This is a genomic window from Rhodococcus sp. GQ147 (genome assembly GCF_059759155.1).
Genome location: NZ_JCAXDU010000019.1, coordinates 74,578 through 98,497, shown reverse-complemented (window position 1 = coordinate 98,497; position 23,920 = coordinate 74,578). Strand labels below are relative to the sequence as shown.

The following is a 23,920-nucleotide window of genomic DNA, read 5'->3' as shown; positions in this document are numbered from 1 at the left end:
ACGGGGCACTATCGAACCGAGGAAGGTGTGCAGCAACCGACGACCGCACTCCGCTCCGGTGGACCGGATTCGTTCGTTCCGTGGGATTCTCTCGGGTGGCAGGGGCGGATCTTCGTCGGGCAGGGGCCGACCACCGAACAACTCGGTGAGTTCACCGAAGGTCCTGCCCTCGAACCGATCCGGATCTACGCCGGCCTGGCATCGGCGGACGACACCGAGGATCGCGCGTCCCTCGCTGTCGAGGACCTCACCCGGGCAGGAGGATTCGAGCGGAGCAACCTGGTCGTCGTGACGACGACGGGGAGCGGCTGGGTGGACCCTGCCCTGGTGGACTCCGTCGAGTACCTCACCGGCGGCGACGTCGCGACGGTCGCGATCCAGTACTCCTATCTGCCCTCGTGGATCTCCTATCTCGTCGATCAGTCGAAGGCGCGGGAAGCCGGACGCGACCTGTTTGACGCGGTCTACGACGTCTGGTCGAAGCTTCCCCAGGACGCCCGCCCCCGACTGCTCGTGGCTGGGGAGAGCCTCGGTTCGTTCGGCGGGGAGACCGCCTTCAGCGGCGAGTACGACCTGCGCAATCGCACGTCGGGCACGGTCTTCGCCGGACCTCCGAACTTCAACGTCCTCTTCCGGGAGTTCAGCGATCGCCGGGAGGCCGGCAGCCCCGAGATCGAACCGGTCTTCCGGGACGGCCGCACGGTGCGGTTCACGAACGACCCACAGGCGGAGATCCCGCCGACGGACGAGCCGTGGGAGGGGAGTCGGGTGCTGTATCTGATGCACCCGTCGGACCCGATCGTCTGGTGGAGTCCGCACCTGATCACGAGTGAGCCGGACTGGATCGGCGAAGCCCCCGGCCGCGACGTGCTCGAGGACATGGTGTGGATCCCGTTCGTGACCTTCTGGCAGGTCACGGCCGATCTGCCCTTCTCCACGGGTGTCCCGGCCGGGCACGGCCACAGGTACAGCACCGAGTACGTCGACGCCTGGGCTCTCGTCCTGCAATCCCCGGAGATCACGCCCGACGACATCGACGAGGTGAAATTCATTGTCGGAGCAGAGGAGTGACGAGTCCGACCGGGAGCGTCGCTCGACGGCACGTCAGTGCGCCGCGAGTCGCCGCCACCAGGAGGTCTTCGGTGCGGGGACGGAGATCTGCGGGACCGGGGTGCGCAGCGTGAAACTCCAGGTGTCGATGTTCCGTGGGTCGAGTTCGTCGTCGCGGCGCCCGACATAGCGGAACCCGAGCCACGCCCCGTGGGCCTCCTCGACGAGCTTGCGAGGGTGGAAGGGCAGGGACTCCGGGGGAGGGGGTACGTTCGGCGGCCAGCGGAGCGGATGCTCGCCCGCCCAGAACGGCCGCTCCCATACGAACGGGATTCCCTGGTCCTCGAAGAACTCGACGGTGTTCGCTCCGAAGCCGCGGCGCAGCCGGCCGCACTCCCACACGGCGAACGATCCCCACGCACCGGCCGGATCGGATGCCAGCAGGCACGTGCGTTCGGCGGCGGGCGTGCGCAACCACATCGTGGGCAGCTCCGAGGGGTGGCGTAGTGCGAATCGGGGGCTCGACACCACCGTCACACCGGGATAGCTACCGACCCGGAATTGTTCGGCGCCATCGTCCTCGCCGGTGCCCCCGGCGTCGGCGAGCGGTACCCGCGCGCCGGGATCGACCTGGAACTCCGGGAACAGACGCGACAGAAGTGCTCGCGCCGCATCGCGGTCCGGAGAGAACTCGCGCAGCACCGCTACGGGATCGGGTGCGTCGACGTACCAGAGCGTCGACACTGTCGCCGACATCGTCGACGACTTCCTCAGACGCGTCCGTTACTGCGCACACCGAGCAGCACGTCGTCCCACGAGGGGAGCGCGGGCTTGCCGCGCTTGTCCTTCGCGGGAGCCTGCGACGCGCGCGATGCATCGGCGTCGTCGGGCACCGTGACGGCGACGGTGGTCTCCTCGTCGGCGACCGGCTCCGGAGCCGGTTCATCGGAAGCGGGAGCCTCCAGCGCGATCGGGGCGTGACGGTCGGCGTTCTCCACCTCAGTGGAATCGTCGACGTCGCGCGCCGAGTAGACCGGGGTCAGGTAGCGCAGGGGACGGCCGCAATCGGGATCGACGAGATCGGCGGCAATGTCGTCGAGCGCGGTGATCGTGCCGCCGTGAGCGTCGGGCTGGTAGCGCCAGTGCGCGCGGTTCGTGGAACGACCGGCGTGCCACCGCAACTGCGCGACCCAGAAGCCCTCGTCGTCGCGCCAGGCGTCCCACTCGGCTTCGTCGAGGCTGTGCCCGCGAGCGCGGAAGGCCTGCGTGACGATCTCGTGGAGGGTCTCGACGGCGGGACCGTCGGGGCGGACGGGATGGCCTTTCTTGGCCATGTCGGCGGCCCGGGACCGCTCGAGCAGGACGGGATAGGCGAACCGTTCAACCTTGGCGACCGGGACGCCGGCCTCATCGGCCACCTGTTCGACCGAGGCGCCGCCGCGGATGCGGGCCTGGATCTCGCGAGGGCGGAGCTGGCTGGTCGTCTCGATCTGGATCTGGCCGAGACGGGCCAGATCTCCGCGAGCGGCCGCGCGCAGGGTGTCGTCGACGGGAATGCGGAACTTGTCCCCCGTCGTGGGATCGGCGAGCACCACATGCTTAGCATCGGGCTCGAGACCGACCACTCGAAGCTCTCGCACCTTGACCTCCTCGCGCCGATCGCGATTGACCCGCCCGACTGTAACCGACCTGGATATTTTTCGTGGCCGGACACGCCGCGCCACGCCGAGCGACATCGCAAGAAATCCGACGCGGCGCGTTATCGTCCAGGGTTCGCCGAAATGTCTCGATGCGAGGTCGAGACTATGACAACAACGGGGCCGGATCCGACATCGGACCCGGCCCCGCTGTGCGGCGTACTCAGAGCTGGGAGACGACCCAGTCGATGCACTTGGTCAGCTGCGTGACGTCCTCGGGATCGATGGCCGGGAACATACCGATGCGCAGCTGGTTGCGGCCGAGCTTGCGGTACGGCTCGGTGTCGACGATGCCGTTGGCCCGCAGGATCTTCGCGACTTTCGCCGCGTCGACGGAGTCGGCGAAGTCGACGGTGCCGACGACCTGCGAACGCAGCGACGGATCGGCGACGAACGGCGTCGCGTACTCGGAGGCCTCGGCCCACTCGTACAGGCGCGAGGACGAATCCTTCGTGCGCGCCACGGCCCAGTCGAGACCGCCGTTGCCGTTGAGCCACTCGATCTGGTTCGCGAACATCAGCAGGGTGGCCAGTGCCGGGGTGTTGTAGGTCTGGTCCTTGCTGCTGTTGTCGACGGCGATCGGCAGCGACAGGAACTCGGGGGTGAAGCGACCCGATTCCTTGATCTCGGCGACACGCTCGAGCGCTGCCGGGCTCATCAGCGCGATCCACAGGCCACCGTCGGCGGCGAAGCACTTCTGCGGGGCGAAGTAGTACACGTCGGTGTCGGAGATGTTCACCGGCAGGCCGCCGGCACCCGAGGTCGCGTCGATCGCGATCAGGGTGTTGTCGGAACCGGCGGGACGCTGCACCGGAACCGCGACACCCGTGGAGGTCTCGTTGTGCGCCCAGCCGATGAGGTCGGCCGATGCGTCGGCGACGATCTCCGGAGCCGAGCCCGGCTCCGAACCCACGACGATCGGATCGCCGATGAACGGGTTCTTCTTCGCGACCGTCGCGAACTTCGACGAGAACTCGCCGTAGGTGAAGTGCTGCGAGCGCTCCCGGATCAGACCGAAGGCCGCAGCGTCCCAGAAGGCGGTGGTGCCGCCGTTGCCGAGGACGACCTCGTAGCCCTCGGGCAGGGAGAACAGGTCGCGCAGACCCGAGCGGACACGGGCGACGACGTCCTTGACCGGCTTCTGCCGGTGGCTGGTGCCGAACACCGAAGCGCCGACATCGACCAGCGACTGCAGCTGCTCGGGACGAACCTTGGACGGGCCGCAGCCGAAGCGGCCGTCTGCGGGCTTGAGGTCGGCGGGAATGATCGGTGACGCGTCTGCCATCGGAATGCGTGTCCTAAGAGTCGAGGGACATGGTGCACAGGCAGTCTAGACCGCCCCCTCGGAACCCCCGCCGGGCGCTGGTCGGCCCGGCAGAGGAAGAGGCATCAGCGATGCGTGATCGAATCCCAGCCCGTGACCTCGGAGGCAGGGCGCGGATCGGGGCCGGTGTAGATCGCCGCGGGACGCACGAGCTTGCCCAGACGCTTCTGCTCGAGGATGTGGGCGCACCAGCCGGCGGTCCGTCCGCAGGTGAACATCGCGGGCATCATCGCCGCGGGGACCTCCGCGAAATCGAGGATCACCGCAGCCCAGAACTCGACGTTGGTCTCGATCGCCCGGTCGGGACGACGCTCGCGCAGCTCGGTGAGGGCGGCCTGCTCGAGCGCGGCCGCCGCCTCGAAGCGCGGAGCGTCGAGCCGCTGGGCGGTGCTGCGCAGCACCCGGGCGCGGGGGTCCTCGGCGCGGTAGACGCGGTGACCGAAGCCCATGAGCTTGTCCTTGCGGTCGAGGATGCCCTTGACCAGACCGCGCGGATCGCCGGTGCGTTCGGTCTCCTCGATCATCGGCAACACGCGCGCGGGGGCACCGCCGTGCAGAGGGCCCGACATCGCGCCGACCGCGCCGGAGAGCGAGGCGGCCGCGTCCGCGCCGGTCGAGGCGATGACCCGGGCAGTGAACGTCGAGGCGTTCATGCCGTGCTCGGCCGCCGACACCCAGTAGGCGTCGATCGCCTCGACGTGCTTGGGATCCGGGTCGCCCTTCCACCGCACCATGAAGCGCTCGGTGACGGTGCTCGCCTCGTCGATGCGCTGCTGCGGCACGGCGGGCTGGTAGATGCCGCGGGCGGACTGCGCCACATAGGACAGGGCCATCACCGCGGCGCGGGCGAGATTGTCGCGGGCGGTCGCATCGTCGATGTCGAGCAGCGGACGGAAGCCCCAGATGGGTGCGAGCATCGCCAGACCGGCCTGGACATCGACACGCACGTCGCCGGTGTGGATCGGCAGGGGGAACGGCTCGGCCGGGTGCAGACCGCGACCGAACTCGCCGTCGACGAGCAGGGCCCACACGTCGCCGAAGGTCACTCCCTTCTCGACGAGCTCTTCGATGTCGACCCCGCGATAGCGCAGTGCGCCACCGTCCTTGTCGGGCTCGGCGATGTCGCTCGTGAAGGCGACCACGCCTTCGAGTCCTGCGACGAAATCCTCGGGAACTGACGCGCGCGCTGCCATGACGGTTGGGCTCTCCTCGTTCGAGCACGGCCCGGTCCGAGCCGCGCTGCCGGTGGAATGAGGTCACCGTCAGGTGTGATCGGCGCCCCACTCGGGTCGTCGGGAAAACTGTAGCCCCCGTGGTCCGAGCGTCGCCGCCCGGATGCCGGGAGTACCGTCGTCGTTCGTGCCGTCCGATTTCCCGTTGCCGCGCCCCGAGGGTGACGACCTCGCGCGTATGCGTGTCGACTACAGCCCGGCAGGGCCGACCGACGAGTCCCCGGCCGACCGCGATCTCACCCCCGGCGATGTCGCCGAGGGCTGGCTTCCGCTGGTGCGTACGTGGTTTGCGAACGCGGTCGCCACCGCGGTGCCCGAGCCGAACGCGATGGTGCTCGCGACCGTCGACGAGCGCGGCCACCCGGCGACCCGCACCGTGCTGTGCAAGAAGATCGACGCCGACGGTCTGACCTTCTTCACCAACTTCGAGTCCGACAAGGGCCGCCATCTGGCCGGGCACCCCTACGCCTCGGCGACCTTCCTCTGGTTGCCCGTCTACCGGCAGGTGACCGTACGCGGGCCGGTCGTGCGCGTGCCCGACGAGGAGACCCTCGCGTACTGGCAGACGCGGCCGCGCGGATCCCGCCTGGGCGCATGGGCGTCGCAGCAGTCGCGTCCGGTGGCGGAGCGCGCCGATCTCGAGCACGCCCTCGTCGATGCCGCCGAGCGCTACGAGGTCGACGACGACATCCCGGTGCCGCCGTTCTGGGGTGGATTCCGCATCGTGCCCGAGTCCGTCGAGTTCTGGCAGGGACGACCCAACCGGTTGCACAACCGGATCCGGACCCGCCTGGTGGACGGTCGCTGGATCGCCGAGCGTCTGCAACCGTGAGGCGCCTGCTCGCCGACACCACACCGCTGCGCAACAAGGACTACGCCCGGCTGTGGTGGGCCGGGATCGTCACCGTCATCGGTGCGCAGATGGCGGTCGTCGCCGTACCCCAGCAGATCTACGAGATCACCCGGAACTCCGCTTATGTGGGGTTGACCGGCGTGTTCGGACTCGTGCCGCTCGTGGTGTTCGGCCTGTGGGGTGGAGCGCTCGCCGACGCGATGGACCGCCGGAAACTGCTCATCGTCACCTCCACCGGTCTCGGTGTCACGTCGCTGTTGTTGTGGGCGCAGGCCGCGATCGGTCTGAACAACGTGTGGGTACTGCTCTGTCTCTTCTCGGTGCAGCAGGCGTTCTTCGCCGTCAACCAGCCCACCCGGGCGGCGGTGATCCCGCGGTTGCTGCCGGTCGGGCAGATCGCGGCGGCCACCTCGCTGAACATGACGGTCGTGCAGTTCGGGGCGATCGCCGGTCCGTTGTTCGCCGGCGCTCTCATTCCCGTCGTGGGTCTGTCCACCCTCTACCTGCTGGACGCGATCTTCCTGCTCGCCACGCTGTGGGCGGTGGTCCGACTCCCGGCGATTCCGCCGCTCGGTGAGGTCACCAAGGCCGGATTGCGCGCGGTCTTCGACGGTTTCCGGTACCTGTCGGGCCAGAAAATCCTGCTGGCGTCGTTCGTCGTCGACATCGTCGCCATGGTGTTCGGGATGCCGCGCGCCCTGTTCCCGCAGATCGCCCACGAGTCGTTCGGCGATCCGGCGCAGGGCGGCTTCGCCCTCGGTCTGCTGTTCGCGGCCATGTCGGTCGGCGCGGTGATCGGCGGCGTCTTCTCCGGATGGCTGCCGCGGGTGCAGCGCCAGGGTCTCGCCGTGATCGTGTGCATCGTCCTGTGGGGCGTGGCGATGGTCGGCTTCGGTGTCGCGGTGTGGTGGGCCGAGCCCGACGGCAGCGGTCTGCTGCTGTGGGTCGCCCTGTTCTTCCTGGCGTTCGGCGGGGCGGTCGACATGGTGTCCGCGGCCTTCCGCTCGACGATGCTGCAGACCGTCGCCACCGACGAGATGCGTGGCCGCTTGCAGGGCGTGTTCATCGTCGTCGTCGCGGGCGGACCGCGCATCGGCGACGTGCTCCACGGCGCCGCCGCAGCGGCCGCAGGCACGGCCGTCGCGGCTGCCGGTGGCGGCGTCCTCGTCATCGTCGGCACGCTCGTGTGCGTCGTCGCCTTCCCGGCCTTCGTGCGCTACCGGGTCTCACGCACTCTCGGATGACGCGCCTGCGGAGTCGCACGGCAAGGGAGCACGCAACTCCGTGACGGCGATGCGCGCGGCCTCACCGATCGCTGCATCGACGACCGGCAGTACGGGATCCGCGCGGGCGGCGCGGGTGAACACCGCGACGGCGATCGGATACTCGCCGGGGAACTCGACGACCGCCACCTCGTTGCGGATGATGCCGATCGTGCCGGTCTTGCCGGCGATCGCGACCCCGCGATGCGGGAAGCCCGACGCGATGCGGTGCGGCCAGACCTGGGCGCGCATCACCTGCTGCGCGAAGGCGGTGCTCTCGGGCGAGAGCACCGAGCCCGACCACACGGTCTCGAGCAGCCGGGTCATCTCCTCCGGGATGGTCGCGCTCGTGTAGGCCGGGTCGTACGCCGAGACCGTCCAGGCCGCGTCGATGTCGGTGAGCGCCCGGAACGCCTCGACGGTGGTGCGGGTGTCCGTCTCCTCGACGAGGCGCTGATAGACGTCCGCCGTGCCACCGATGATCCGGGTCCGCGTGAGTCCGAGGCGCGCGAGGAGTTCCTCGACGGTGGTCGTGCCGATCTCGCCGAGCAGCACATCGGCCGCCGCGTTGTCGGACACCGTCATCATCGATGCGGCCACGTCGCGTCGGCTCATCGTCACCGGATCCCGGAAGCTCGCGATCCCGGTCGGGCCGGGGGTGCAGTCCGACGGCACGATCCGCAGCTGACCGGATGCGTCGAGTCGGCCGGCGTCCACCTCCGCGCAGAACGCGAGGAACAGCGGAAGCTTGTACACCGACGCGAGGACCACGCGTTCGTCCCCGCGCACCGACAGCGTCGCCGCACGTGGATCCGAACACCGGCGGGCGTGCAGCCATCCCGTGCACCCGGCATCCGCGAACACCGCGCGGATCCGGTCGACCGCCGTGTCTCGCCGTTCCCCGCCTTTCACCGGACGCGTTCCTTGAACAGCACGCGGTCGAGGGCGTCGACGTGCGCACCGACGTCGGCGTCGGCACGTCGCACGATGCGCACCCGCAGGGCCAGCGCGGACGGAGCCCAGTCCAGCCAGGCCACGCCGGGCACCGAGCCGGGCGGTGAGGTCGACATCCCGAAGTGGGTACCGGCGGCCACGGCGGCGAGCACCGCGCGGTCGTCCGCCGCCGGGGTGGTCTCGACATCGAGTCCGCGTTCGCGCAGCAGATCCTGCGCCGCGTCGAAGGCCGCCGGGTTCCCCGTCCGCGGCGGCGCGGCGAACGTCAGGTCGGAGAGCATCGGCAGACGGGGCCGGTCGGAGCGGGCGCTGCGGTGGTCGGCCGGCACGACCAGCCATCGCCGGAGTTTGACCACCGGGCCGGCCTCGAGTCCTTCGGTCAGAGTCGGATGCTCGACGACGGCGAGATCGCACATGCCCGAGCGGACAGCGTCGACGAGTTCGACCGTGCTCGCGGAACGCGTCGCCACCGTCGCCTCACCGCGTCTGCTCAGAACGGTGACGCACAGGGTGACCAGGCGATCGGGTAGTACGCGGGTGGCACCCCAGTGCAGAAGACCCCGGGCGCGGGCGACGCGCCCGGCCTCGGCGAGGAAACGATCGGCGTCGTCGACGAGGAGACGAGCGCGGGGGAGCAGTTCCGCTCCGGCGGGCGTGAGGACCGCTCCCTGCCTGGTGCGATGCACGAGTTCGGAACCGAGATGCTGCTCGAGTTTCCGAAGTCCTTGTGACAGAGGAGGTTGCGTCATGTCGAGCACCGCCGCGGCCCGGCCGAAGTGTCCTTCCTCCGCGACGGTGACGAAGAACCGGAGGTGGCGGATCAGGTCCATGGCAGGGGATTCAATCAGCACGGGCGGACGATTCACCGACCCGGCGTGTCGCGCGGCCGGATCCCGTCCGTCGTCCCCGCCTCCAACAGCGGCGATAGTTCTTCCGACTCGTGCGGACGGCGGGTGGGTATTGGCGGGGCGACTCCCGTCGGTGGTGTCCTGTCGGCATGACTTCCACCGATTCACTGCACCGGAAAGGATTGTCGCGCAGGGGTTTTCTCCACTCCGCCCTCGCCCTGTCCTCCGTCGCCGCGGCGGCGGCCTGCGGGTCGCCGGACGGTCCGGTCGCCAGGGGGCCGTCGACGACGGCCGATTCGGTACCCGGCACACATCTGCTCGCCGCCGGTGTCGACGAGCGTCTCCGGGAGATCGAGGACCGCTACGCCGTGCGGCTCGGTGTGGTCGCGCAGTCGCCGGTGACCGGGCGCGTCCACACCTATCGGGCCGACGAACGGTTCGCGATCTGTTCTCCGTTCAAGGTTTACGCCGCCGCCGCGATCCTGCGACTCGAGGCGGAAGGATCCCTCCGTCTCGACGAGACCCTCCCGATCGACCCGGAGGACATCGTCGTCAATTCGCCGGTGACCTCGGAACATCAGGGGCGCGTACTGCCGATCGACCGGCTGTGCGAGGCCGCGCTCACCCGCAGCGACAACACTGCCGGAAACCTGATGCTCCAACGGATCGGCGGACCCGGGGCCGTCACCGCCTTCGCCCGTTCCGTCGGGGACGAGACCACCCGGCTCGACCGCTGGGAACCCGAACTCAACGAGGCGGCACGGGGCGACGAGCGCGACACCACCACCGCTGCCGGACTCGCTCGCGGCTTCCGGGAGGTGCTCCTCGGCGCGGGGTTGCCCGCGCCGCAACAGCGGACACTGCTCGGCTGGATGCGCGCCACCACCACCTCGGACACCCGGATCCGCGGGGGATTGCCGCCGGGATGGACGTCGGCGGACAAGACGGGCGGGGGCAATCACGGGACGGTGAACGACGCCGGGGTGGTGTGGTCGCCGGACGGGCAACCGCTGCTGCTGGCGATCCTGTCGGACTCGACCACCGGCGACCCCGACGCACCCCTCGAGGGCGCGCCCGTCGCGGAGACCACCGCCGTGCTGGTCGACGCACTCTTCGCTGTGCCGTGAGTACAGTGTCCGGCGTGGGGCGCCGGATACGCGCAGATCCCCGCGTAACGACCTTGGTGAGACCCGGGTAGTATTGCCGCAGGTTATCGGCGTGTGCCGGCCTTGCGGCGCAGTCGCGGAGGGTGCGGGCGAGCGTTCGGAACCCACATGGACGACATACCGATCGGGGACTTTCGGCGGACCCTGCCGCAGCGCATACCCCGCGCTACGGCTAGGTTCTACGTGAATGTCCGGAAGTTTCTCGTAGGTCTGAGCTTGAGAGGGATCCTTCGTGCCCGCTGAGAATGACACCAACCCCACCCTCAGCTACCCCGGTGGCGAACACACGATGTCGATCGCCAAGGCGACGGAAGGCAATGACGGTATCGAGCTGGGCAAGCTCCTCGCGGCGACCGGGTACACCACCCTCGACCCGGGTTTCGTCAACACCGCCTCCACGAAGTCGGCGATCACGTACATCGACGGCGAGAAGGGCATTCTGCGGTACCGCGGATACCCGATCGAGCAGCTCGCCGAGAAGTCGACGTTCATCGAGGTCAGCTACCTACTGATCTACGGTGAGCTGCCGACTGCGGAGCAGCTCGAGGTCTTCACCGACAAGATCCGCCGCCACACCCTCCTGCACGAGGATCTCAAGCGGTTCTTCGACGGCTTCCCGCGCAACGCGCACCCGATGCCCGTCGTGTCGAGCGCGGTCAACGCCCTGTCGGCGTACTACCCCGACTCCCTCGATCCGGACGACTCCGAGCAGGTCGAGCTGTCGACGATCCGTCTGCTCGCCAAGCTGCCGACCATCGCGGCCTACGCCTACAAGAAGTCGGTCGGTCAGCCCTTCCTCTACCCCGACAACTCGCTGTCGCTGGTCGAGAACTTCCTGCGCATGACCTTCGGCTTCCCGGCCGAGCCCTACGAGATCGATCCCGAGATCGCTCAGGCGCTCGACATGCTGCTCATCCTGCACGCCGATCACGAGCAGAACTGCTCGACGTCGACGGTGCGCCTCGTCGGTTCCTCGGACGCCAATCTCTTCACGTCCATCTCGGGCGGCATCAACGCACTGTGGGGCCCGCTGCACGGCGGCGCCAACCAGGCCGTGCTCGAGATGCTCGACGGCATCCACAAGTCCGACGGCGACGTCAAGGACTTCGTCCGCAAGGTCAAGAACAAGGAAGACGGCGTGAAGCTCATGGGCTTCGGGCACCGCGTCTACCGCAACTACGACCCGCGGGCCGCGATCGTCAAGAAGACCGCCGACCGCATCCTCAAGAAGCTCGGTGCGGGCGACGAACTGCTCGAGATCGCCATGAAGCTCGAAGAGGCCGCCCTCACGGACGACTACTTCATCGAGCGCAAGCTGTACCCGAACGTCGACTTCTACACGGGCCTGATCTACCGTGCGATGGGCTTCCCGGACCGCATGTTCACCGTGCTGTTCGCCCTGGGTCGCCTGCCCGGCTGGATCGCGCACTGGCGTGAGATGCACTCGGACCCGACCCTGAAGATCGGCCGTCCGCGTCAGATCTACACCGGTTACACCGAGCGCCCGTACACGTCCCTCGAGGAGCGCTGAACCCTCGGAGCGACCGGAAAGATCGACCGAATCCCGACGAGGAGACACGCATGACAAAGCCTGAAATCGAGTTCCAGGAGGGTCCCGCCCCCACCCAGTTGGTCATCAAGGACCTGGTGGTCGGCGAAGGTGCCGAAGCGGAGCCCGGATCGAAGGTCGAAGTCCACTACGTCGGGGTCGAGTTCGATACCGGTGAAGAGTTCGACTCGTCGTGGAGCCGTGGTGAGTCCATCACCTTCCCGCTGTCCGGTCTGATCGCCGGCTGGCAGGAGGGCATCCCGGGTATGAAGGTCGGCGGCCGTCGCCAGCTGACCATCCCGCCGGAGCTCGCCTACGGTCCCGCCGGGTCGGGCCACCGCCTGTCGGGCAAGACGCTCGTGTTCATCATCGACCTGCTCGCCGTGCAGGTGCCGCCGGAGGTTCCGACGGTCGAGCCGGCGACCGGCCCGGCGCCCGCCGATCTCGTCATCGAGGACATCACCATCGGTGACGGCGACGAAGCGCAGCCCGGCGGCGTGGTCGACGTGCACTACCACGGCGTGGAGTACGACACCAACGATGTGTTCGACTCGTCGTTCGCTCGCGGCGACTCCGTCCGCTTCCCGCTCGGACGACTGATCCCGGGCTGGCAGGAAGGCATTCCGGGCATGCGCGTCGGTGGACGCCGCAAGCTCACGGTGCCCCCGCAGCTCGCGTACGGACCGGCCGGTTCCGGGCATCCGCTCGGAGGCAAGACGCTGGTCTTCGTAATCGATCTGCTCGGCGTCGGATAGCCGGACCTGCAACGACATCCGAGGCCCGCAACACCGGTGAGACCACCGGGGTTGCGGGCCTCGTCTTCGTTCAGTTACGGGGCGCCCCGAGCATCGACAATGCGAGGCCGACGTAGTTGCGGGCCAGATCGTCGACGTCCACGCGGCCGGGCCGGTACCAGCGGGCGACGTCGATCCCCAGCGACAGGATCGCCAGTGCTGCGGTGGGCACGTCGCCGACCCGGAACGCGCCGATGTCGACCCCCGAGGAGATGACCTCACGGACCACCGCGTCGGTGCGCCTGCGGATCTCCGCGATCTCGCGGTAGTGCTCCTCCGACAGCGCATGCAGTTCGTACTGCGCGACCCGGCAGGTGGTGTGGTGCACGGCGTGGATCCGCACGAAACGGTCGACGATGGCGCGGATCCGCTCGATCGGGTCGGTGGAACTCGTGGCGGCGCTCTCGACCTCCTCGAGGACGTGGAGGTGCCCGTTGCGGCCGGCCTCGAAGAGCACGGCCTCCTTGGACGGGAAGTGCACATAGAGCGCTGCGGGGCTCAATCCTGCGCCGACGGAGATGTCTCGGGTGGTGGTCGCGTGGTAGCCGCGGCGTGCGAAGGACTCCACCGCGGAGGCGACCAGCCGGCGCGCGACCTCGGATCCACCGCTCGGGAGCGCTGCGACAAGAGAGGCGTCGGGGGTCTGCTCGGGTGTGTCGGTCACGGGGTCCGTCCTGCGGGTCGCGGAGAAGGCGTCGTTGACATCATGCACCGTCGTTGGTCTACTGAGTGAGCGCTTAGTTCGTTCCTGCTGAGTTCGTTCCTGCTACGGCCGATATCCGAGTCGCCCGAAAGGATCCTCGATGCCTTCTCCAGTCCTGTCCCGCCGCGACCTGGACTTCCTCCTGTACGACTGGCTCGACATCGAGTCCCTCACCGCTCGCGACCGCTTCGCCGAACATTCACGGGAGACCTTCGACGCCGTACTCGACCTGAGCGCCGACATCGCCACCAAGCACTTCGCTACCCACAACAAGAAGGGCGACGCTCAGGAGCCTCGCATCGGCGAGGACGGTCGCGTCGAGATCATCCCCGAGGTCAAGGACGCGCTCGACCTGTTCTGCAAGGCGGGACTACTCGCCGGCGGGTTCGACGAGGAGCACGGCGGCATGCAACTGCCGGTCGCCGTGCAACGTGCCTCGATGGCGTGGTTCCAGGCCGCGAACGCCGGCACCTCGGCGTATCCCTTCCTCACCGCAGCCAACGCGAACCTGCTGGTCACCCACGGCAGCGACGAGCAGATCGAGACATTCGTGCCGCCGATGCTCGAGGGCCGCTTCTTCGGCACCATGTGCCTGTCCGAACCGCAGGCCGGTTCGTCGCTCGCCGACATCACCACCAGGGCCGTGCCCGCCGCCGACGGCACCTACCGGCTGACCGGCACCAAGATGTGGATCTCCGGCGGCGACCACGAACTCACCGAGAACATCGTCCACCTCGTCCTCGCCAAGATCCCCGGCGGGCCGGACGGGGTGAAGGGCATCTCGCTGTTCATCGTCCCGAAATTCCTCGTTGAGGCCGACGGCACGCTCGGCGAACGCAACGACGTCGCGCTCGTCGGCCTCAACCACAAGATGGGCAACCGCGGCACCACCAACACTCTGCTCAACTTCGGCGAGGGTGTCCACACCCCCGGCGGCGAGGCCGGTGCGGTCGGCTACCTGCTCGGTGAGCCGCACAAGGGCCTGTCGTACATGTTCCACATGATGAACGAGGCCCGGATCGGCGTCGGCTTCCTCGCCACCTCCCTCGGCTACGCCGGGTACCTGCAGTCGCTCGACTACGCCCGTACCCGCACGCAGGGCCGGCCGCTCGGCGCCAAGGATCCGGCCTCGCCGCAGGTGCCGCTCGTCGAACACGCCGATGTGCGACGAATGTTGTTGGCGCAGAAGTCCTATGTCGAAGGCGCTCTCGCGCTGGGGTTGTACTGCTCGAAGCTCGTCGACGTGCAGCGCACCGCCGAGAGCGACGACGAGCGCACCCGCGCCGGTCTGCTGCTGGACCTGCTCACGCCCATCGCGAAGTCCTGGCCGTCGCAGTGGTGCCTCGAAGCCAACAGCCTCGCGATCCAGGTGCTCGGCGGCTACGGCTACACCCGCGAGTTCGACGTCGAGCAGTTCTACCGCGACAACCGACTCAACCCCATTCACGAAGGCACGCACGGCATCCAGGGCCTCGACCTACTCGGCCGCAAGGTGATCATGCAGGGCGGTGCCGCTCTCGCGCTGCTCGGCGAAGCGGTGGGCGAGACGATCGCGCGGGCGACGCAGGCCGGGGGCGACGCCGCCGCCTACGCCCAGCAGTTGGGCGCGGCCGTGGCGCGCGTCGCGGAGACGACCGCGACGCTGTGGTCCACCGGCGATCCCGCTGTGGCCCTGGCCAACTCGTCGGTCTACCTCGAAGCCGTCGGGCACGTGGTGGTGGCGTGGATGTGGCTCGAGCAGCTTCTCGCGGTGGGCGACCGCGAGGGCGACTTCTTCGACGGGAAGCGCGCCGCCGCACGGTATTTCTTCCGTTTCGAACTGCCCAAGACCGGTCCGCAGTTCGATCTGCTCGCAAGCCTCGACCGCACCACCCTCGACGTGTCACCGTCGGTTCTGTAACGACACCTTCCAGATGACCGTCACCGACCCGCCGACCGGTAGCGCATGCCACCGGTCGGCGTAGTCGTCGAAGGTGTCGACGATCCGGTCGACCACCGGGGTGATATCGTGCGCGGACACATATGCCGGAAGGCCCGACGCCAGGCCGCGTCGCGCCTCCCAGACGGGAACGGCGATGCGCGCCAGTGTCTCCGACCTGATCATGTCGGCCTCCGCGCGCGGCGGCATCGCATGCTTCTTCGAGCGCCGACGCCGACCCGCTCTGGTCCGCTCCGCATTGTCGACGGGCCAGAACATGCCGTTGTCGCCCGCGGCCAACTGCCCGAAGACACCGAGTTCGATACCCGCCTCGTTCTCGACCAGCAGGTGCACGAGGTCGTGGGGGAGATAGGGGTGACCGCCCGGGCCGTTGCGCGGAGCGAGCTCCGGACCGATGTCGCGGTGCACCGCGATCTCGTACCCGATCCCGGGGCCCTTCGTGAAGACGACGCGCATGTTCGTCACGTTAGGCCCGCGGGTGGAAGATCGCATCCGATTTTCAGGCGGATGCGCGCTCGACGAGCAACGACAGGGCGTGACGCACCGTCCTCGCGAGCACGTCCTGGGGATCACCGTCGAAGCGCTGCTCCTCGCTGCGGGTGCCGTCCGGACCGGTCGTCGCGAAGCACACCGTGCCTGGCGGGCGGCCGTCCTGCGGGTCGGGCCCACCGGCTCCGCTCACGGCAACAACGATGTCCGCGCCCAGGAGGCGGGAGGTGCTCTCCGCCATCGTGCGGGCCGCGCTCTCGGACACGACGGGGCCCTCCGGAACCTCGAGCAGGCCGTACTTGACCTCGCGCGAGTACGCGACGATGCCGCCGCGGAACCAGTCGGAGCTGCCCTTCGCGGCACCCAGGCGGGCTGCGAGCGTGCCCGCGGTGAGCGACTCCGCGCAGCCGAGCGTCAGCTCCTTGTCGGAGGCGAGCTGTGCCAGCTGCTCGATCAACTCGTCGGAGGTGTCCGTCCCCTCCACCACGTCGTCATCGGCCATGCGTGTCTCCTTCCAGAGCATCGGGTCGCACCCAGCGGGTGAGCAGGGTGCCGTCGTCGTCGCACACCAGGTGCGCACGTTGCAGGGGTGTCAGAGCGGCCGTCGGCGAATGCGCGATACGCGCGGCGCTGCCGGCGGCCAGGACCGGAGCCCAGGTCAGACACAGCTCGTCGACGACGCCGTCCTCGATCATGCGGCCGAACAGATTCGGTCCGCCCTCGCACAGCACCCGGAGCCATCCCGCCTCGCCGATCGCCGCGAGCAGGGAGGGGCCGTCGATCACTGCGTCGGCGATGACGCGGACGTCGCCTCCGGCGGCCTCCACCGCGCGCCGGGCGGTCTCGGGGGCCCGTGCGGTCGTGAAGACCACGGGCGGGATCGTTGTGTCGGTGAACAGACGCAGGTCGGGCGGCAGGTCGCACGAGGCGGTCACCACCGCGACCGGCGGTATCGGAGCGAGTCCGGCCTCCTCGCGGCGCACGCGCAGGGCCTCGCTGGTCCTCGCGCCGCCGTAGTTCTCGGCCCGCACGGTGCCTGCGCCCACGAGGATCACATCGGCGAGTTCGCGCAGCAGCCCGAAGACCTTCTTGTCGGCGGGCGAGCCGAGGGCGCCCGATCGTCCCTCGACCGCCACGGCTCCGTCGAGGGAGGACACGAAGTTGATCCGCATCCACGGCCGGGACAGGTCGTCGGGATAGGCGTAGAGAGCGCGCAGCGCCGTGTCGTCCACGTGCTGCGTCGCATCGGTGCCGTCGAGTCGTCGCATGACGCCGATCAGACCACTCCCGCCCGCCGGATGCACGTCACGCGCCGTGCCCGGCGTCGAGATCACCCACGGACTTGAAGGTCATGAGGCGGTCCAGGTCGCCACGGAGCTCACCGCGTTCGGGTTCGAGGAGGAAACCGCCGTGGTCGCCGGTCGTGAAGGTCTCGAGGATCCGGCCGACGAACCACGCGCGCGGGCCGTCCAGCACGGGTAGTGCGTGGGGTCCCTCGTGCCACGAGCAGCGGTCGAACTTGTCGATGTCGTCGCCGGTGTGCTCGCCGAACAGCGCTGCCAGTTCGCGGTCTGCCGGGGTCAGGACGTGCACGGCGAGGTGCTTCGCCTTCGACGCCACCCGGTAGGTCCGGTTCTTGTTCGACAGCGCCACCAGGAAGCGGGCCGGATCGATCGCGGACTGGGTCGCGAAACCGATCAGGCAACCGCTGCGTTCCTCGCCGTCGAATGCGGTGACGATGAACATCGGGTAGTCGAGCTGCGAGGCGATGCCCGCGAAACCGTCGGCGGATCCTTCGAGTGGGGTGTCGGCCATGAGCCGAATCGTACGGCCGTCACACCGATGCGGCTGTGGTTCGGCCGCGGTGCGGCTGTGAGTTTGGTCGGTGTGCGAGGTGGGGTACCCGCCGCAGTATGGACGCCGAGCACAGAGGTGATGGATCGTCGGGTGCCACCCTCGCCCCCGATGACCCGCGCAAACCCGACTCACCGACCGATCTGTCCACGCCGTCGTGGAAATATGTGCTGCGCAGGACGATTCGGGAGTTCAGTCGGGACCAGTGCACCGATCTCGCAGCCGCACTGACGTACTACGCCGTCCTGTCGCTGTTCCCTGCGCTGCTCGTCGTGGTCTCGTTGCTCGGCGTGTTCGGCCAGGGACAGACGACGGTCGACACCGTGCTCGGCATGGTCGAGGACCTCGGCCCGTCCTCCGCCGTCGACACCCTGCGAGGACCGATCGAACAGCTCGTGTCCGCACCGACAGCCGGATTCGCCCTGATCGTCGGTATTCTCGGCGCGCTGTGGTCGGCCTCGGGATATGTCGGCGCCTTCGGCCGCGCCATGAACCGGATCTACGAGATCGAAGAGGGCCGGCCCGTCTGGAAGCTGCGTCCGCTGATGCTGCTGATCACCGCTGTGGCCCTGGTGGCCGCCGGGACGACCGCCCTGATGCTCGTGATCAGCGGCCCGGTCGCACGCACGATCGGCGACGTCATCGGCCTCGGCGACACCGCCGTGACGGTGTGGAACATCGTCAAGTGGCCCGTGATGCTTGCGCTGGTGGTCATGATCGTCGCGGTGCTGTACTACGCGACGCCCAACGTGTCCCAGCCGAAGTTCCGCTGGGTCAGCCTCGGATCTCTCATCGCGATCGTCGTGTGGATCGTGGCTTCGGTGGCATTCGCCTTCTACGTCTCGAATTTCGGCAGCTACAACAAGACCTACGGCTCACTCGCCGGTGCGGTGATCTTCCTGTTGTGGTTGTGGATCACCAATCTGGCCTTGTTGTTCGGTGCCGAGTTCGACGCCGAGATGGAACGTGGCCGCCAGCTGCAGGCCGGTATGCCTGCCGAGAAGACATTGCAACTGCCCGAACGTGATTCGCGCGCGAGCGAGAAGAACGCCGCCAAGCTGGAGGAACTCGTCGAGCACGGGCGGAAGCTGCGCGAAGCCCACAGCGCCGACGGCTCCTCCGGAGAGGCGGCCGACCCCGTGGGCCCTACCGGGCCCACGACGGAAAGGAATCCGCGATGACGACACCCGGCAATGCGCGCCCCGTAGCCGAGCAACCGAAGAACCTGTCCACTGTCGAACTCACCGAGCGGCTCACCGAACAGGTCTCGACCCTCGTGCGGACCGAGGTCTCGCACGCGCTCGAGGAAGTCAAGTCCAAAGGCACCCGCATCGGTGTGGGCGTGGGGATCTCGGGTGCGGGAGCGATCCTGTTGTTCCTCGGTCTGGCGACCCTGATCGCGACGGCCGTGCTCGGCCTCGCCACCGCCGTCGAACCGTGGCTCGCGGCCCTCATCGTCGCGCTCGTGGTGCTCGCGGTCGGTGGCATCCTCGCCGCGGTCGGTGCCTCGAAGGCGAAGAACGCCGCACCGCCCGTGCCGGAACGCACGGCCGCCAGTGTCCGCGCCGACATCGACGCCGCGAAGGGAGCAACGAAGTGACCGCATCCGACAACGGTGGTCGTCCGGACGAGGTGGCCGACATCGAACGTCAACGGGCCGAACTCGCCGCGACCGTCGGCGAACTCACCGACAGACTCGACGTGCCCACCCGGGTCAAGCAGTCCGCGGCTGAACGGGCCCAGGAAGTCCGCAACCGGCCCGATCTGATCGCGGTGGCCGGCGGGGTCCTTGCGGCCGTGCTCGTGCTGGTGCTTGTGAGGCGCAGACGGAAGAAGTGACGTAGGCGTACTCGAGCGGACGGATACTCGTGTTCTGCACCGAGTATCCGTCCGCTGCTGTGTGCAGGCTCAGCGGGGCGTGCCGTCAGCCGCCGAGCTGTTCCTTCAGCGCGTCGAGCACGGCCGGGTCCTCGATCGTCGACGGCACGGTGTACTCCTCGTGGTCGGCAATCTGCCGCATGGTCTTGCGGAGGATCTTGCCGGAGCGCGTCTTCGGCAGGGCCTGGACCACGGTCACGTCGCGGAAGGTCGCGACCGCACCGATCTGGTCGCGGACCATCGTGACGAGTTCCTGACGCAGGGTCTCGGGCTCGATCTCCACACCGGCCTTGAGCACCACGTAACCCGAGGGGCGCTGGCCCTTCAATTCGTCGCGGATGCCCACCACGGCGCATTCGGCGACAGCGGGATGCGAGGCCACCACGGCCTCCATGCTGCCGGTCGAGAGCCGGTGCCCGGCAACGTTGATCACGTCGTCGGACCGGCCGAGGACGAAGACGTAGCCGTCCTCGTCGACATAGCCCGAGTCGCCGGTGAGGTAGTAACCGGGGAAGGTGTCGAGGTACGACCGGCGGTACCGGTCGTCGTCCTGCCACAGGCCGGCCAGTGTGCCCGGCGGCAACGGCAGGCGGATGACGATGTTGCCCTCGGTGTTCGGATCGACGCGCTTGCCCTCTCCGTCGACGATCTCGACCCGGTAACCCGGCACGGGGACAGTGGGGGAGCCGGCCTTGAGCGGCATCGCCTCGAGCCCACGCAGATTCGCCGCGATCGCCCAGCCCGTCTCGGTCTGCCACCAGTGGTCGACCACCGGGCGGCCGAGCACCTTCGTCGCCCAGTGGTAGGTGTCGGGGTCGAGGCGCTCACCGGCGGCGAAGAGCGTCTGCAGCGAGTCGATGGGGTACTTCTTCAGTTCCTCGGCGTTCGGATCCGCCTTGCGCACAGCGCGAATCGCCGTGGGAGCGGTGAACAGTGCCTTGACGCCGTTCTCGGCGATGATCCGCCAGAACGCACCCGCATCGGGGGTGCCGACGGGCTTGCCCTCGTACATCACCGTCGTTGCTCCGACCAGCAGCGGGCCGTAGACGATGTAGGAGTGGCCGACCACCCAGCCCACATCGGACGCGGTCCACCACACGTCGCCCGGATCGATGTCGTAGATGTTGCGCATCGACCACGTCAGGGCCACGGCGTGCCCACCGTTGTCGCGGACCACGCCCTTGGGCTTCCCGGTGGTGCCGGAGGTGTAGAGGATGTAGAGCGGGTCGGTCGCCGCGACCGTCACGGGCTCCACAGGGGACGCGTCGGCGCACAGTTCGTCCCAGTCGAACCACGCCGCCGAGGACGTCTGGTAGTCGGCCGCCGATCCGGGGATCTGCTCGCGGTTCTTCACGATCACGGTGTGCGGCGGGGTCGGCGACAGGCCGATCGCCTGCTCGACGATCGGCAGGTACTCGACGGTGCGGCCGGGTTCGAGACCACCGGAGGCGGTGACGAGCACGACCGGCGTGGCATCGTCGATGCGGGTCGCGAGTTCCTTCGCGGCGAACCCGCCGAACACCACCGAGTGCACCGCCCCGATGCGGGCGCAGGCGAGCATCGCGATGGCGGCCTCGGGGATCATCGGCATGTAGACGATGACGCGGTCGCCGGCGGCGACACCCTGGTCGCGCAGCACACCGGCGAACTTCGCGACCTCGTCGAGCAGTTCGGCGTAGGTGTAGGTGCGCTTGGCCGGGACCATCGCCGAATCCCAGATCAGGGCCGGGCGGTCGCCGTTGCCGGCGTCCACGTGCCGGTCGAGTGCGTTGACGCTGGTGTTCAGGGTGCCGTCCGGGAACCACTTGTACGACGGTGCCGCCGAGTCGTCGAGAGCTCGCGTCGGCGCGCTCTCCCACTCGACCGCGCGGGCGGCCTCGAGCCAGAATCCCTCCGGATCCTCGGTGCTCCGACGGAACGCCTCCTCGTACGAGCCCATCGTTCGTGTCCTTCCTCGACGGCGGTTGTGGCCCGAACCACTCTATGTGACCTGCAAGGGGGTGGCTGCAGGTCTGCGTCGGACGGACACGACCAGGCGACGAACGGACGAAGTGCCTACCCTGAGCCGCATGACCTCGATCGCGGAAGACCTGCTGCTCCTGCTTCTGGACGACGAATCGGGAAAGGCTCTCGTCGACGGAGTGAAACTGCCCCGCGTTCTCGCGGGTGCGGTGCTCCTCGAACTCGCCCTCGACGACGTGGTGGCGGTCGACACCGAGGGGGAGCAGGTGAAGAAGGGGCGGATCGCGATACGCACCGAGGCACGACCCGCCGATCCGATCCTTGCCGAGGCAGTCGAGCGTCTCGGCTCGGGCAGGCCGCTGAAGCCGACGTCGGCCATCGAGAAACTGCAGAAGGACCTGCAGGAGAAGCTTCTCGCGCGGGTCGTCGAGCAGGGCTGGGTCTCGGAGGAGCGCGGGAGGATCCTCGGCGTGTTCCCGACGAAGAAGTGGCCCGCGATCGATTCCACCCACGAGCAGCGCGTCCGCGACCTGATCCGCGCGGCGTTGATCGACGGCCTGACCCCGGAGCCACGCACCGCGGCGCTGATCGCGCTGCTGTCGGCGGCGGATGCGGCGCCGAAGGTATTCCCGGACGCCGACAAGCGGACGGTGAAGAAACGGGCGAAGGAGATCGCGCAAGGCGAGTGGGCGGCCAAAGCGGTGCGCGACGCCGTCGCGTCCGTCAACGCGGCGATGACTACGGCCCTCATAGCCGGCGGAGCGGTCGCGGGTTCGAGCTGATCCGGATCGCGCCGCGTCAGGACGGGACGCCGAGCTTCCGGTACCGCTCGATCCGTCGCCGGTAGCGGTCCTCCGCGGGTTCCTCGGTGAGGATCGCGAGTTCGCGGGCCACCGCGGCACCGATCCGCTTGACGAACGAGACGGGTTCCTCGGTGGCGTCCGGATGCTCGGGGACGACCGCGTCGACGACACCGTTGCGCAGCAGATCGCGGGAGCGGATCCCCTGATCCTGCGCCATGGCCGGTGCGTGGGTGGTGTCGCGGTGCACGATTGCACTCGCGCCTTCGGGCGGGAGCGGGGCGAGCCAGCCGTGCTGCGCGCACAACACGCGGTCGGCGGGCAGCAGGGCGAGCGCGCCGCCTCCGGTTCCCTGACCGAGCAGCACCGAGACCGTCGGGGTGGGCAGAGTGACGAGATCGGCGAGGCAGCGGGCAATCTCGGGTGCGAGCCCGCGTTCCTCTGCCTCCTTCGACAGCGACGCGCCGAGGGTGTCGATGACGAGCACGAGCGGCAGGCGCAGTTCGTCGGCGAGACGCATCGCGCGGCGGGCCTCGCGCAGTGCTCCCGGCCCCATCGTGCGTTCGGGTGACTGTCCCGCGCGGTCCTGGCCGAACATCACGCACGACACGCCGCGGAACCGGGCGAGGGAGAGCAGGACGGTGCGATCGGATTCGCCCTCACCGGTCCCGGACAGGGGGACCTGCGCGGAGGCGGCGTGACGCAGCAACTGCCGGATACCGGGCCGTTCGGGCCGTCGGCTGAGCATTACCGAATGCCAGGCCGGGATGTCGGGCACGTCGTCGACGGTGGTGATCGCCGGACTCGACGTCACCTCGGGCCGGTTGCCCTCGACGAGTACGCGCAGCAGCCGGTGCACGACCTGACGCACACCGCCGAGGGGCACGACCCCGTCGATCACGCCCTTGCGGTACAGGTTCTCCGCGGTCTGGACGTCCTCGGGGAAGTTCTCCTGGTAGAGCGCCTTGTAGACGCGCGGGCCGAGGAACCCGACGAGCGCGCCCGGTTCGGCGGCAGTGACGTGCCCGAGCGACCCCCACGACGCGAACACCCCGCCCGTCGTCGGATTGCGCAGGTACACGAGATAACCGAGATGTGCGGCCTTGTGCGCAGCGACGGCGGCGGCGATCTTCACCATCTGCACGAAGGCGAGGGTGCCCTCCTGCATGCGGGTGCCACCCGAGGTGGGCGACGCGAGCAGGGGCAGTCCCTCGGCGGTCGCGCGTTCGACGGCGGTGACGATGCGTTCGGCGGCGGCGACACCGATCGAGCCTGCGAGGAAGGAGAATTCGCACACGATCAGAGCGACCCGGCGGCCGTGGACGGTGCCCGAACCGGTGAGCACGGATTCGTCGACCCCGGACTTCTCGGCGGCCCTGTCCAGATCGGCGAGGTACTTCTCGCCGGCCCCGACATCGATCGGCGGAACGTCCCAGGAGACGAAGCTTCCCGGGTCGAGCACCTTGTCGATGAACTCCTGCGCCGAGATCCTGCTACCGGCCACGTCGCCTCCACCTGTCCTCGTCCGTCGCGGTCAACCTATACCGGCGCGAACGAGGGGGAGGA

Annotated in this window: 24 protein-coding genes and 1 pseudogene; 12 read left to right on the top strand and 13 right to left on the bottom strand. The window is 68.8% G+C overall.

Features of this window, described 5'->3' with window-relative positions; all coding sequences use genetic code 11:
- A partial coding sequence (locus tag AC6CID_RS20170) for an alpha/beta hydrolase (RefSeq protein WP_498354363.1) occupies nucleotides 1-1,071 on the top strand: 1,071 nt, incomplete at its 5' end.
- A 33-nt stretch (nucleotides 1,072-1,104) separates the two neighbouring features.
- On the opposite strand, the gene AC6CID_RS20165 is transcribed toward AC6CID_RS20170, so the two are convergent.
- The 4 genes from AC6CID_RS20165 to AC6CID_RS20150 all read right to left on the bottom strand — a co-directional run bounded on the left by AC6CID_RS20165 (nucleotide 1,105) and on the right by AC6CID_RS20150 (nucleotide 5,264).
- Complete coding sequence (locus AC6CID_RS20165) at nucleotides 1,105-1,806, bottom strand: DUF6928 family protein (RefSeq protein ID WP_006551661.1); 702 nt, start codon at nucleotides 1,804-1,806, stop codon at nucleotides 1,105-1,107.
- A 14-nt stretch (nucleotides 1,807-1,820) separates the two neighbouring features.
- Nucleotides 1,821-2,690, bottom strand: coding sequence for a septation protein SepH (gene sepH, locus AC6CID_RS20160; protein ID WP_024103094.1), 870 nt, complete (start codon nucleotides 2,688-2,690; stop codon nucleotides 1,821-1,823).
- 220 nt (nucleotides 2,691-2,910) lie between these two features.
- Complete coding sequence (gene serC, locus AC6CID_RS20155) at nucleotides 2,911-4,032, bottom strand: phosphoserine transaminase (protein WP_006551659.1); 1,122 nt, start codon at nucleotides 4,030-4,032, stop codon at nucleotides 2,911-2,913.
- Nucleotides 4,033-4,136: 104 nt separating this feature from the next.
- Nucleotides 4,137-5,264 carry a citrate synthase 2 gene (locus tag AC6CID_RS20150; RefSeq protein ID WP_094980916.1) on the bottom strand — a complete coding sequence of 376 codons (1,128 nt, stop codon included), beginning with the start codon at nucleotides 5,262-5,264 and terminating at the stop codon, nucleotides 4,137-4,139.
- 184 nt (nucleotides 5,265-5,448) lie between these two features.
- Here AC6CID_RS20150 and pdxH point away from each other — a divergent pair, with 184 nt between their 5' ends.
- Nucleotides 5,449-6,135: a pyridoxamine 5'-phosphate oxidase gene (gene pdxH / locus AC6CID_RS20145; protein WP_174556313.1), complete on the top strand. Its 687-nt coding sequence runs from the start codon at nucleotides 5,449-5,451 to the stop codon at nucleotides 6,133-6,135.
- Nucleotides 6,132-7,400 carry an MFS transporter gene (locus tag AC6CID_RS20140; protein ID WP_006551656.1) on the top strand — a complete coding sequence of 423 codons (1,269 nt, stop codon included), beginning with the start codon at nucleotides 6,132-6,134 and terminating at the stop codon, nucleotides 7,398-7,400. The genes pdxH and AC6CID_RS20140 overlap by 4 nt, the downstream gene beginning before the upstream one ends.
- On the opposite strand, the gene AC6CID_RS20135 is transcribed toward AC6CID_RS20140, so the two are convergent.
- Both AC6CID_RS20135 and AC6CID_RS20130 read right to left on the bottom strand, forming a co-directional pair.
- Nucleotides 7,383-8,330, bottom strand: coding sequence for a serine hydrolase (locus AC6CID_RS20135; protein ID WP_064060216.1), 948 nt, complete (start codon nucleotides 8,328-8,330; stop codon nucleotides 7,383-7,385). The genes AC6CID_RS20140 and AC6CID_RS20135 overlap by 18 nt on opposite strands.
- Nucleotides 8,327-9,202 (bottom strand): LysR family transcriptional regulator, encoded by an 876-nt coding sequence (locus tag AC6CID_RS20130; RefSeq protein ID WP_064060215.1) that lies wholly within the window; start codon nucleotides 9,200-9,202, stop codon nucleotides 8,327-8,329. Before AC6CID_RS20130 ends, AC6CID_RS20135 begins: the two co-directional genes overlap by 4 nt.
- A 167-nt stretch (nucleotides 9,203-9,369) precedes the next feature.
- Here AC6CID_RS20130 and bla point away from each other — a divergent pair, with 167 nt between their 5' ends.
- From bla to AC6CID_RS20110, 4 genes and pseudogenes are all read left to right on the top strand, one after another.
- Nucleotides 9,370-10,347, top strand: coding sequence for a class A beta-lactamase (gene bla, locus AC6CID_RS20125; RefSeq protein WP_232512401.1), 978 nt, complete (start codon nucleotides 9,370-9,372; stop codon nucleotides 10,345-10,347).
- Between the two features lie 271 nt (nucleotides 10,348-10,618).
- A complete protein-coding gene (locus AC6CID_RS20120; protein WP_006551650.1) occupies nucleotides 10,619-11,917 on the top strand; it encodes a citrate synthase in 1,299 nt (432 codons plus the stop codon).
- Nucleotides 11,918-11,967: 50 nt separating this feature from the next.
- Nucleotides 11,968-12,318: pseudogene (locus AC6CID_RS20115) on the top strand (FKBP-type peptidyl-prolyl cis-trans isomerase); the annotation flags it as partial.
- Between the two features lie 6 nt (nucleotides 12,319-12,324).
- A complete protein-coding gene (locus AC6CID_RS20110) occupies nucleotides 12,325-12,690 on the top strand; it encodes an FKBP-type peptidyl-prolyl cis-trans isomerase (protein ID WP_039958015.1) in 366 nt (121 codons plus the stop codon).
- Between the two features lie 70 nt (nucleotides 12,691-12,760).
- On the opposite strand, the gene AC6CID_RS20105 is transcribed toward AC6CID_RS20110, so the two are convergent.
- Complete coding sequence (locus AC6CID_RS20105; protein WP_037217077.1) at nucleotides 12,761-13,393, bottom strand: TetR/AcrR family transcriptional regulator; 633 nt, start codon at nucleotides 13,391-13,393, stop codon at nucleotides 12,761-12,763.
- A 139-nt stretch (nucleotides 13,394-13,532) separates the two neighbouring features.
- Here AC6CID_RS20105 and AC6CID_RS20100 point away from each other — a divergent pair, with 139 nt between their 5' ends.
- A complete protein-coding gene (locus tag AC6CID_RS20100; protein WP_432677864.1) occupies nucleotides 13,533-15,332 on the top strand; it encodes an acyl-CoA dehydrogenase in 1,800 nt (599 codons plus the stop codon).
- Here the strand turns inward: AC6CID_RS20100 and AC6CID_RS20095 are convergent.
- The 4 genes from AC6CID_RS20095 to AC6CID_RS20080 are packed head-to-tail and all read right to left on the bottom strand — an operon-like array spanning nucleotide 15,315 to nucleotide 17,675.
- A complete protein-coding gene (locus AC6CID_RS20095) occupies nucleotides 15,315-15,827 on the bottom strand; it encodes a hypothetical protein (RefSeq protein WP_064060212.1) in 513 nt (170 codons plus the stop codon). The two genes, AC6CID_RS20100 and AC6CID_RS20095, sit on opposite strands and share 18 nt — an antisense overlap.
- A gap of 43 nt (nucleotides 15,828-15,870) precedes the next feature.
- Nucleotides 15,871-16,362: a CinA family protein gene (locus AC6CID_RS20090; RefSeq protein WP_006551643.1), complete on the bottom strand. Its 492-nt coding sequence runs from the start codon at nucleotides 16,360-16,362 to the stop codon at nucleotides 15,871-15,873.
- Nucleotides 16,352-17,128, bottom strand: a complete 777-nt coding sequence (locus AC6CID_RS20085) for a pyrimidine reductase family protein (protein ID WP_024103101.1) — start codon at nucleotides 17,126-17,128, stop codon at nucleotides 16,352-16,354. Before AC6CID_RS20085 ends, AC6CID_RS20090 begins: the two co-directional genes overlap by 11 nt.
- Before the next feature lie 37 nt (nucleotides 17,129-17,165).
- Nucleotides 17,166-17,675 carry a flavin reductase family protein gene (locus AC6CID_RS20080; RefSeq protein WP_064060211.1) on the bottom strand — a complete coding sequence of 170 codons (510 nt, stop codon included), beginning with the start codon at nucleotides 17,673-17,675 and terminating at the stop codon, nucleotides 17,166-17,168.
- A 98-nt stretch (nucleotides 17,676-17,773) separates the two neighbouring features.
- Between AC6CID_RS20080 and AC6CID_RS20075 the strand changes: the two genes are divergently transcribed.
- Genes AC6CID_RS20075 through AC6CID_RS20065 form a run of 3 tightly spaced genes read left to right on the top strand, consistent with a single transcriptional unit; the run spans nucleotide 17,774 to nucleotide 19,553 of the window.
- Complete coding sequence (locus AC6CID_RS20075) at nucleotides 17,774-18,895, top strand: YihY/virulence factor BrkB family protein (RefSeq protein WP_024103103.1); 1,122 nt, start codon at nucleotides 17,774-17,776, stop codon at nucleotides 18,893-18,895.
- Nucleotides 18,892-19,314: a phage holin family protein gene (locus tag AC6CID_RS20070; RefSeq protein WP_498354362.1), complete on the top strand. Its 423-nt coding sequence runs from the start codon at nucleotides 18,892-18,894 to the stop codon at nucleotides 19,312-19,314. Before AC6CID_RS20075 ends, AC6CID_RS20070 begins: the two co-directional genes overlap by 4 nt.
- Complete coding sequence (locus AC6CID_RS20065; RefSeq protein ID WP_060652010.1) at nucleotides 19,311-19,553, top strand: DUF3618 domain-containing protein; 243 nt, start codon at nucleotides 19,311-19,313, stop codon at nucleotides 19,551-19,553. The genes AC6CID_RS20070 and AC6CID_RS20065 overlap by 4 nt, the downstream gene beginning before the upstream one ends.
- Before the next feature lie 85 nt (nucleotides 19,554-19,638).
- Here AC6CID_RS20065 and AC6CID_RS20060 read toward each other — a convergent pair whose 3' ends face one another.
- Nucleotides 19,639-21,531: a propionyl-CoA synthetase gene (locus tag AC6CID_RS20060; RefSeq protein ID WP_498354361.1), complete on the bottom strand. Its 1,893-nt coding sequence runs from the start codon at nucleotides 21,529-21,531 to the stop codon at nucleotides 19,639-19,641.
- A 130-nt stretch (nucleotides 21,532-21,661) separates the two neighbouring features.
- Between AC6CID_RS20060 and AC6CID_RS20055 the strand changes: the two genes are divergently transcribed.
- Entirely contained in the window at nucleotides 21,662-22,336 is a 675-nt protein-coding gene (locus AC6CID_RS20055; protein WP_064060209.1) for a GOLPH3/VPS74 family protein, read from the top strand.
- A 16-nt stretch (nucleotides 22,337-22,352) separates the two neighbouring features.
- Here the strand turns inward: AC6CID_RS20055 and AC6CID_RS20050 are convergent, their stop codons facing one another.
- Nucleotides 22,353-23,858 carry a carboxyl transferase domain-containing protein gene (locus AC6CID_RS20050; RefSeq protein ID WP_498354360.1) on the bottom strand — a complete coding sequence of 502 codons (1,506 nt, stop codon included), beginning with the start codon at nucleotides 23,856-23,858 and terminating at the stop codon, nucleotides 22,353-22,355.
- Between the last annotated feature and the right edge of the window lie 62 nt (nucleotides 23,859-23,920).

What these genes read in the sequence shown, in the direction of transcription:
- AC6CID_RS20165 (WP_006551661.1), bottom strand. Translation starts at nt 1,806, where the DNA reads ATGTCGGCGACAGTGTCGACGCTCTGGTACGTCGACGCACCCGATCCC.
- AC6CID_RS20150 (WP_094980916.1), bottom strand. Translation starts at nt 5,264, where the DNA reads ATGGCAGCGCGCGCGTCAGTTCCCGAGGATTTCGTCGCAGGACTCGAA.
- AC6CID_RS20085 (WP_024103101.1), bottom strand. Translation starts at nt 17,128, where the DNA reads ATGCGACGACTCGACGGCACCGATGCGACGCAGCACGTGGACGACACG.
- AC6CID_RS20055 (WP_064060209.1), top strand. Translation starts at nt 21,662, where the DNA reads ATGACCTCGATCGCGGAAGACCTGCTGCTCCTGCTTCTGGACGACGAA.
- AC6CID_RS20100 (WP_432677864.1), top strand. Translation starts at nt 13,533, where the DNA reads ATGCCTTCTCCAGTCCTGTCCCGCCGCGACCTGGACTTCCTCCTGTAC.
- bla (WP_232512401.1), top strand. Translation starts at nt 9,370, where the DNA reads ATGACTTCCACCGATTCACTGCACCGGAAAGGATTGTCGCGCAGGGGT.
- AC6CID_RS20070 (WP_498354362.1), top strand. Translation starts at nt 18,892, where the DNA reads ATGACGACACCCGGCAATGCGCGCCCCGTAGCCGAGCAACCGAAGAAC.
- AC6CID_RS20130 (WP_064060215.1), bottom strand. Translation starts at nt 9,202, where the DNA reads ATGGACCTGATCCGCCACCTCCGGTTCTTCGTCACCGTCGCGGAGGAA.
- AC6CID_RS20090 (WP_006551643.1), bottom strand. Translation starts at nt 16,362, where the DNA reads ATGGCCGATGACGACGTGGTGGAGGGGACGGACACCTCCGACGAGTTG.
- AC6CID_RS20075 (WP_024103103.1), top strand. Translation starts at nt 17,774, where the DNA reads ATGGACGCCGAGCACAGAGGTGATGGATCGTCGGGTGCCACCCTCGCC.
- AC6CID_RS20060 (WP_498354361.1), bottom strand. Translation starts at nt 21,531, where the DNA reads ATGGGCTCGTACGAGGAGGCGTTCCGTCGGAGCACCGAGGATCCGGAG.
- AC6CID_RS20095 (WP_064060212.1), bottom strand. Translation starts at nt 15,827, where the DNA reads ATGCGCGTCGTCTTCACGAAGGGCCCCGGGATCGGGTACGAGATCGCG.
- AC6CID_RS20080 (WP_064060211.1), bottom strand. Translation starts at nt 17,675, where the DNA reads ATGGCCGACACCCCACTCGAAGGATCCGCCGACGGTTTCGCGGGCATC.
- serC (WP_006551659.1), bottom strand. Translation starts at nt 4,032, where the DNA reads ATGGCAGACGCGTCACCGATCATTCCCGCCGACCTCAAGCCCGCAGAC.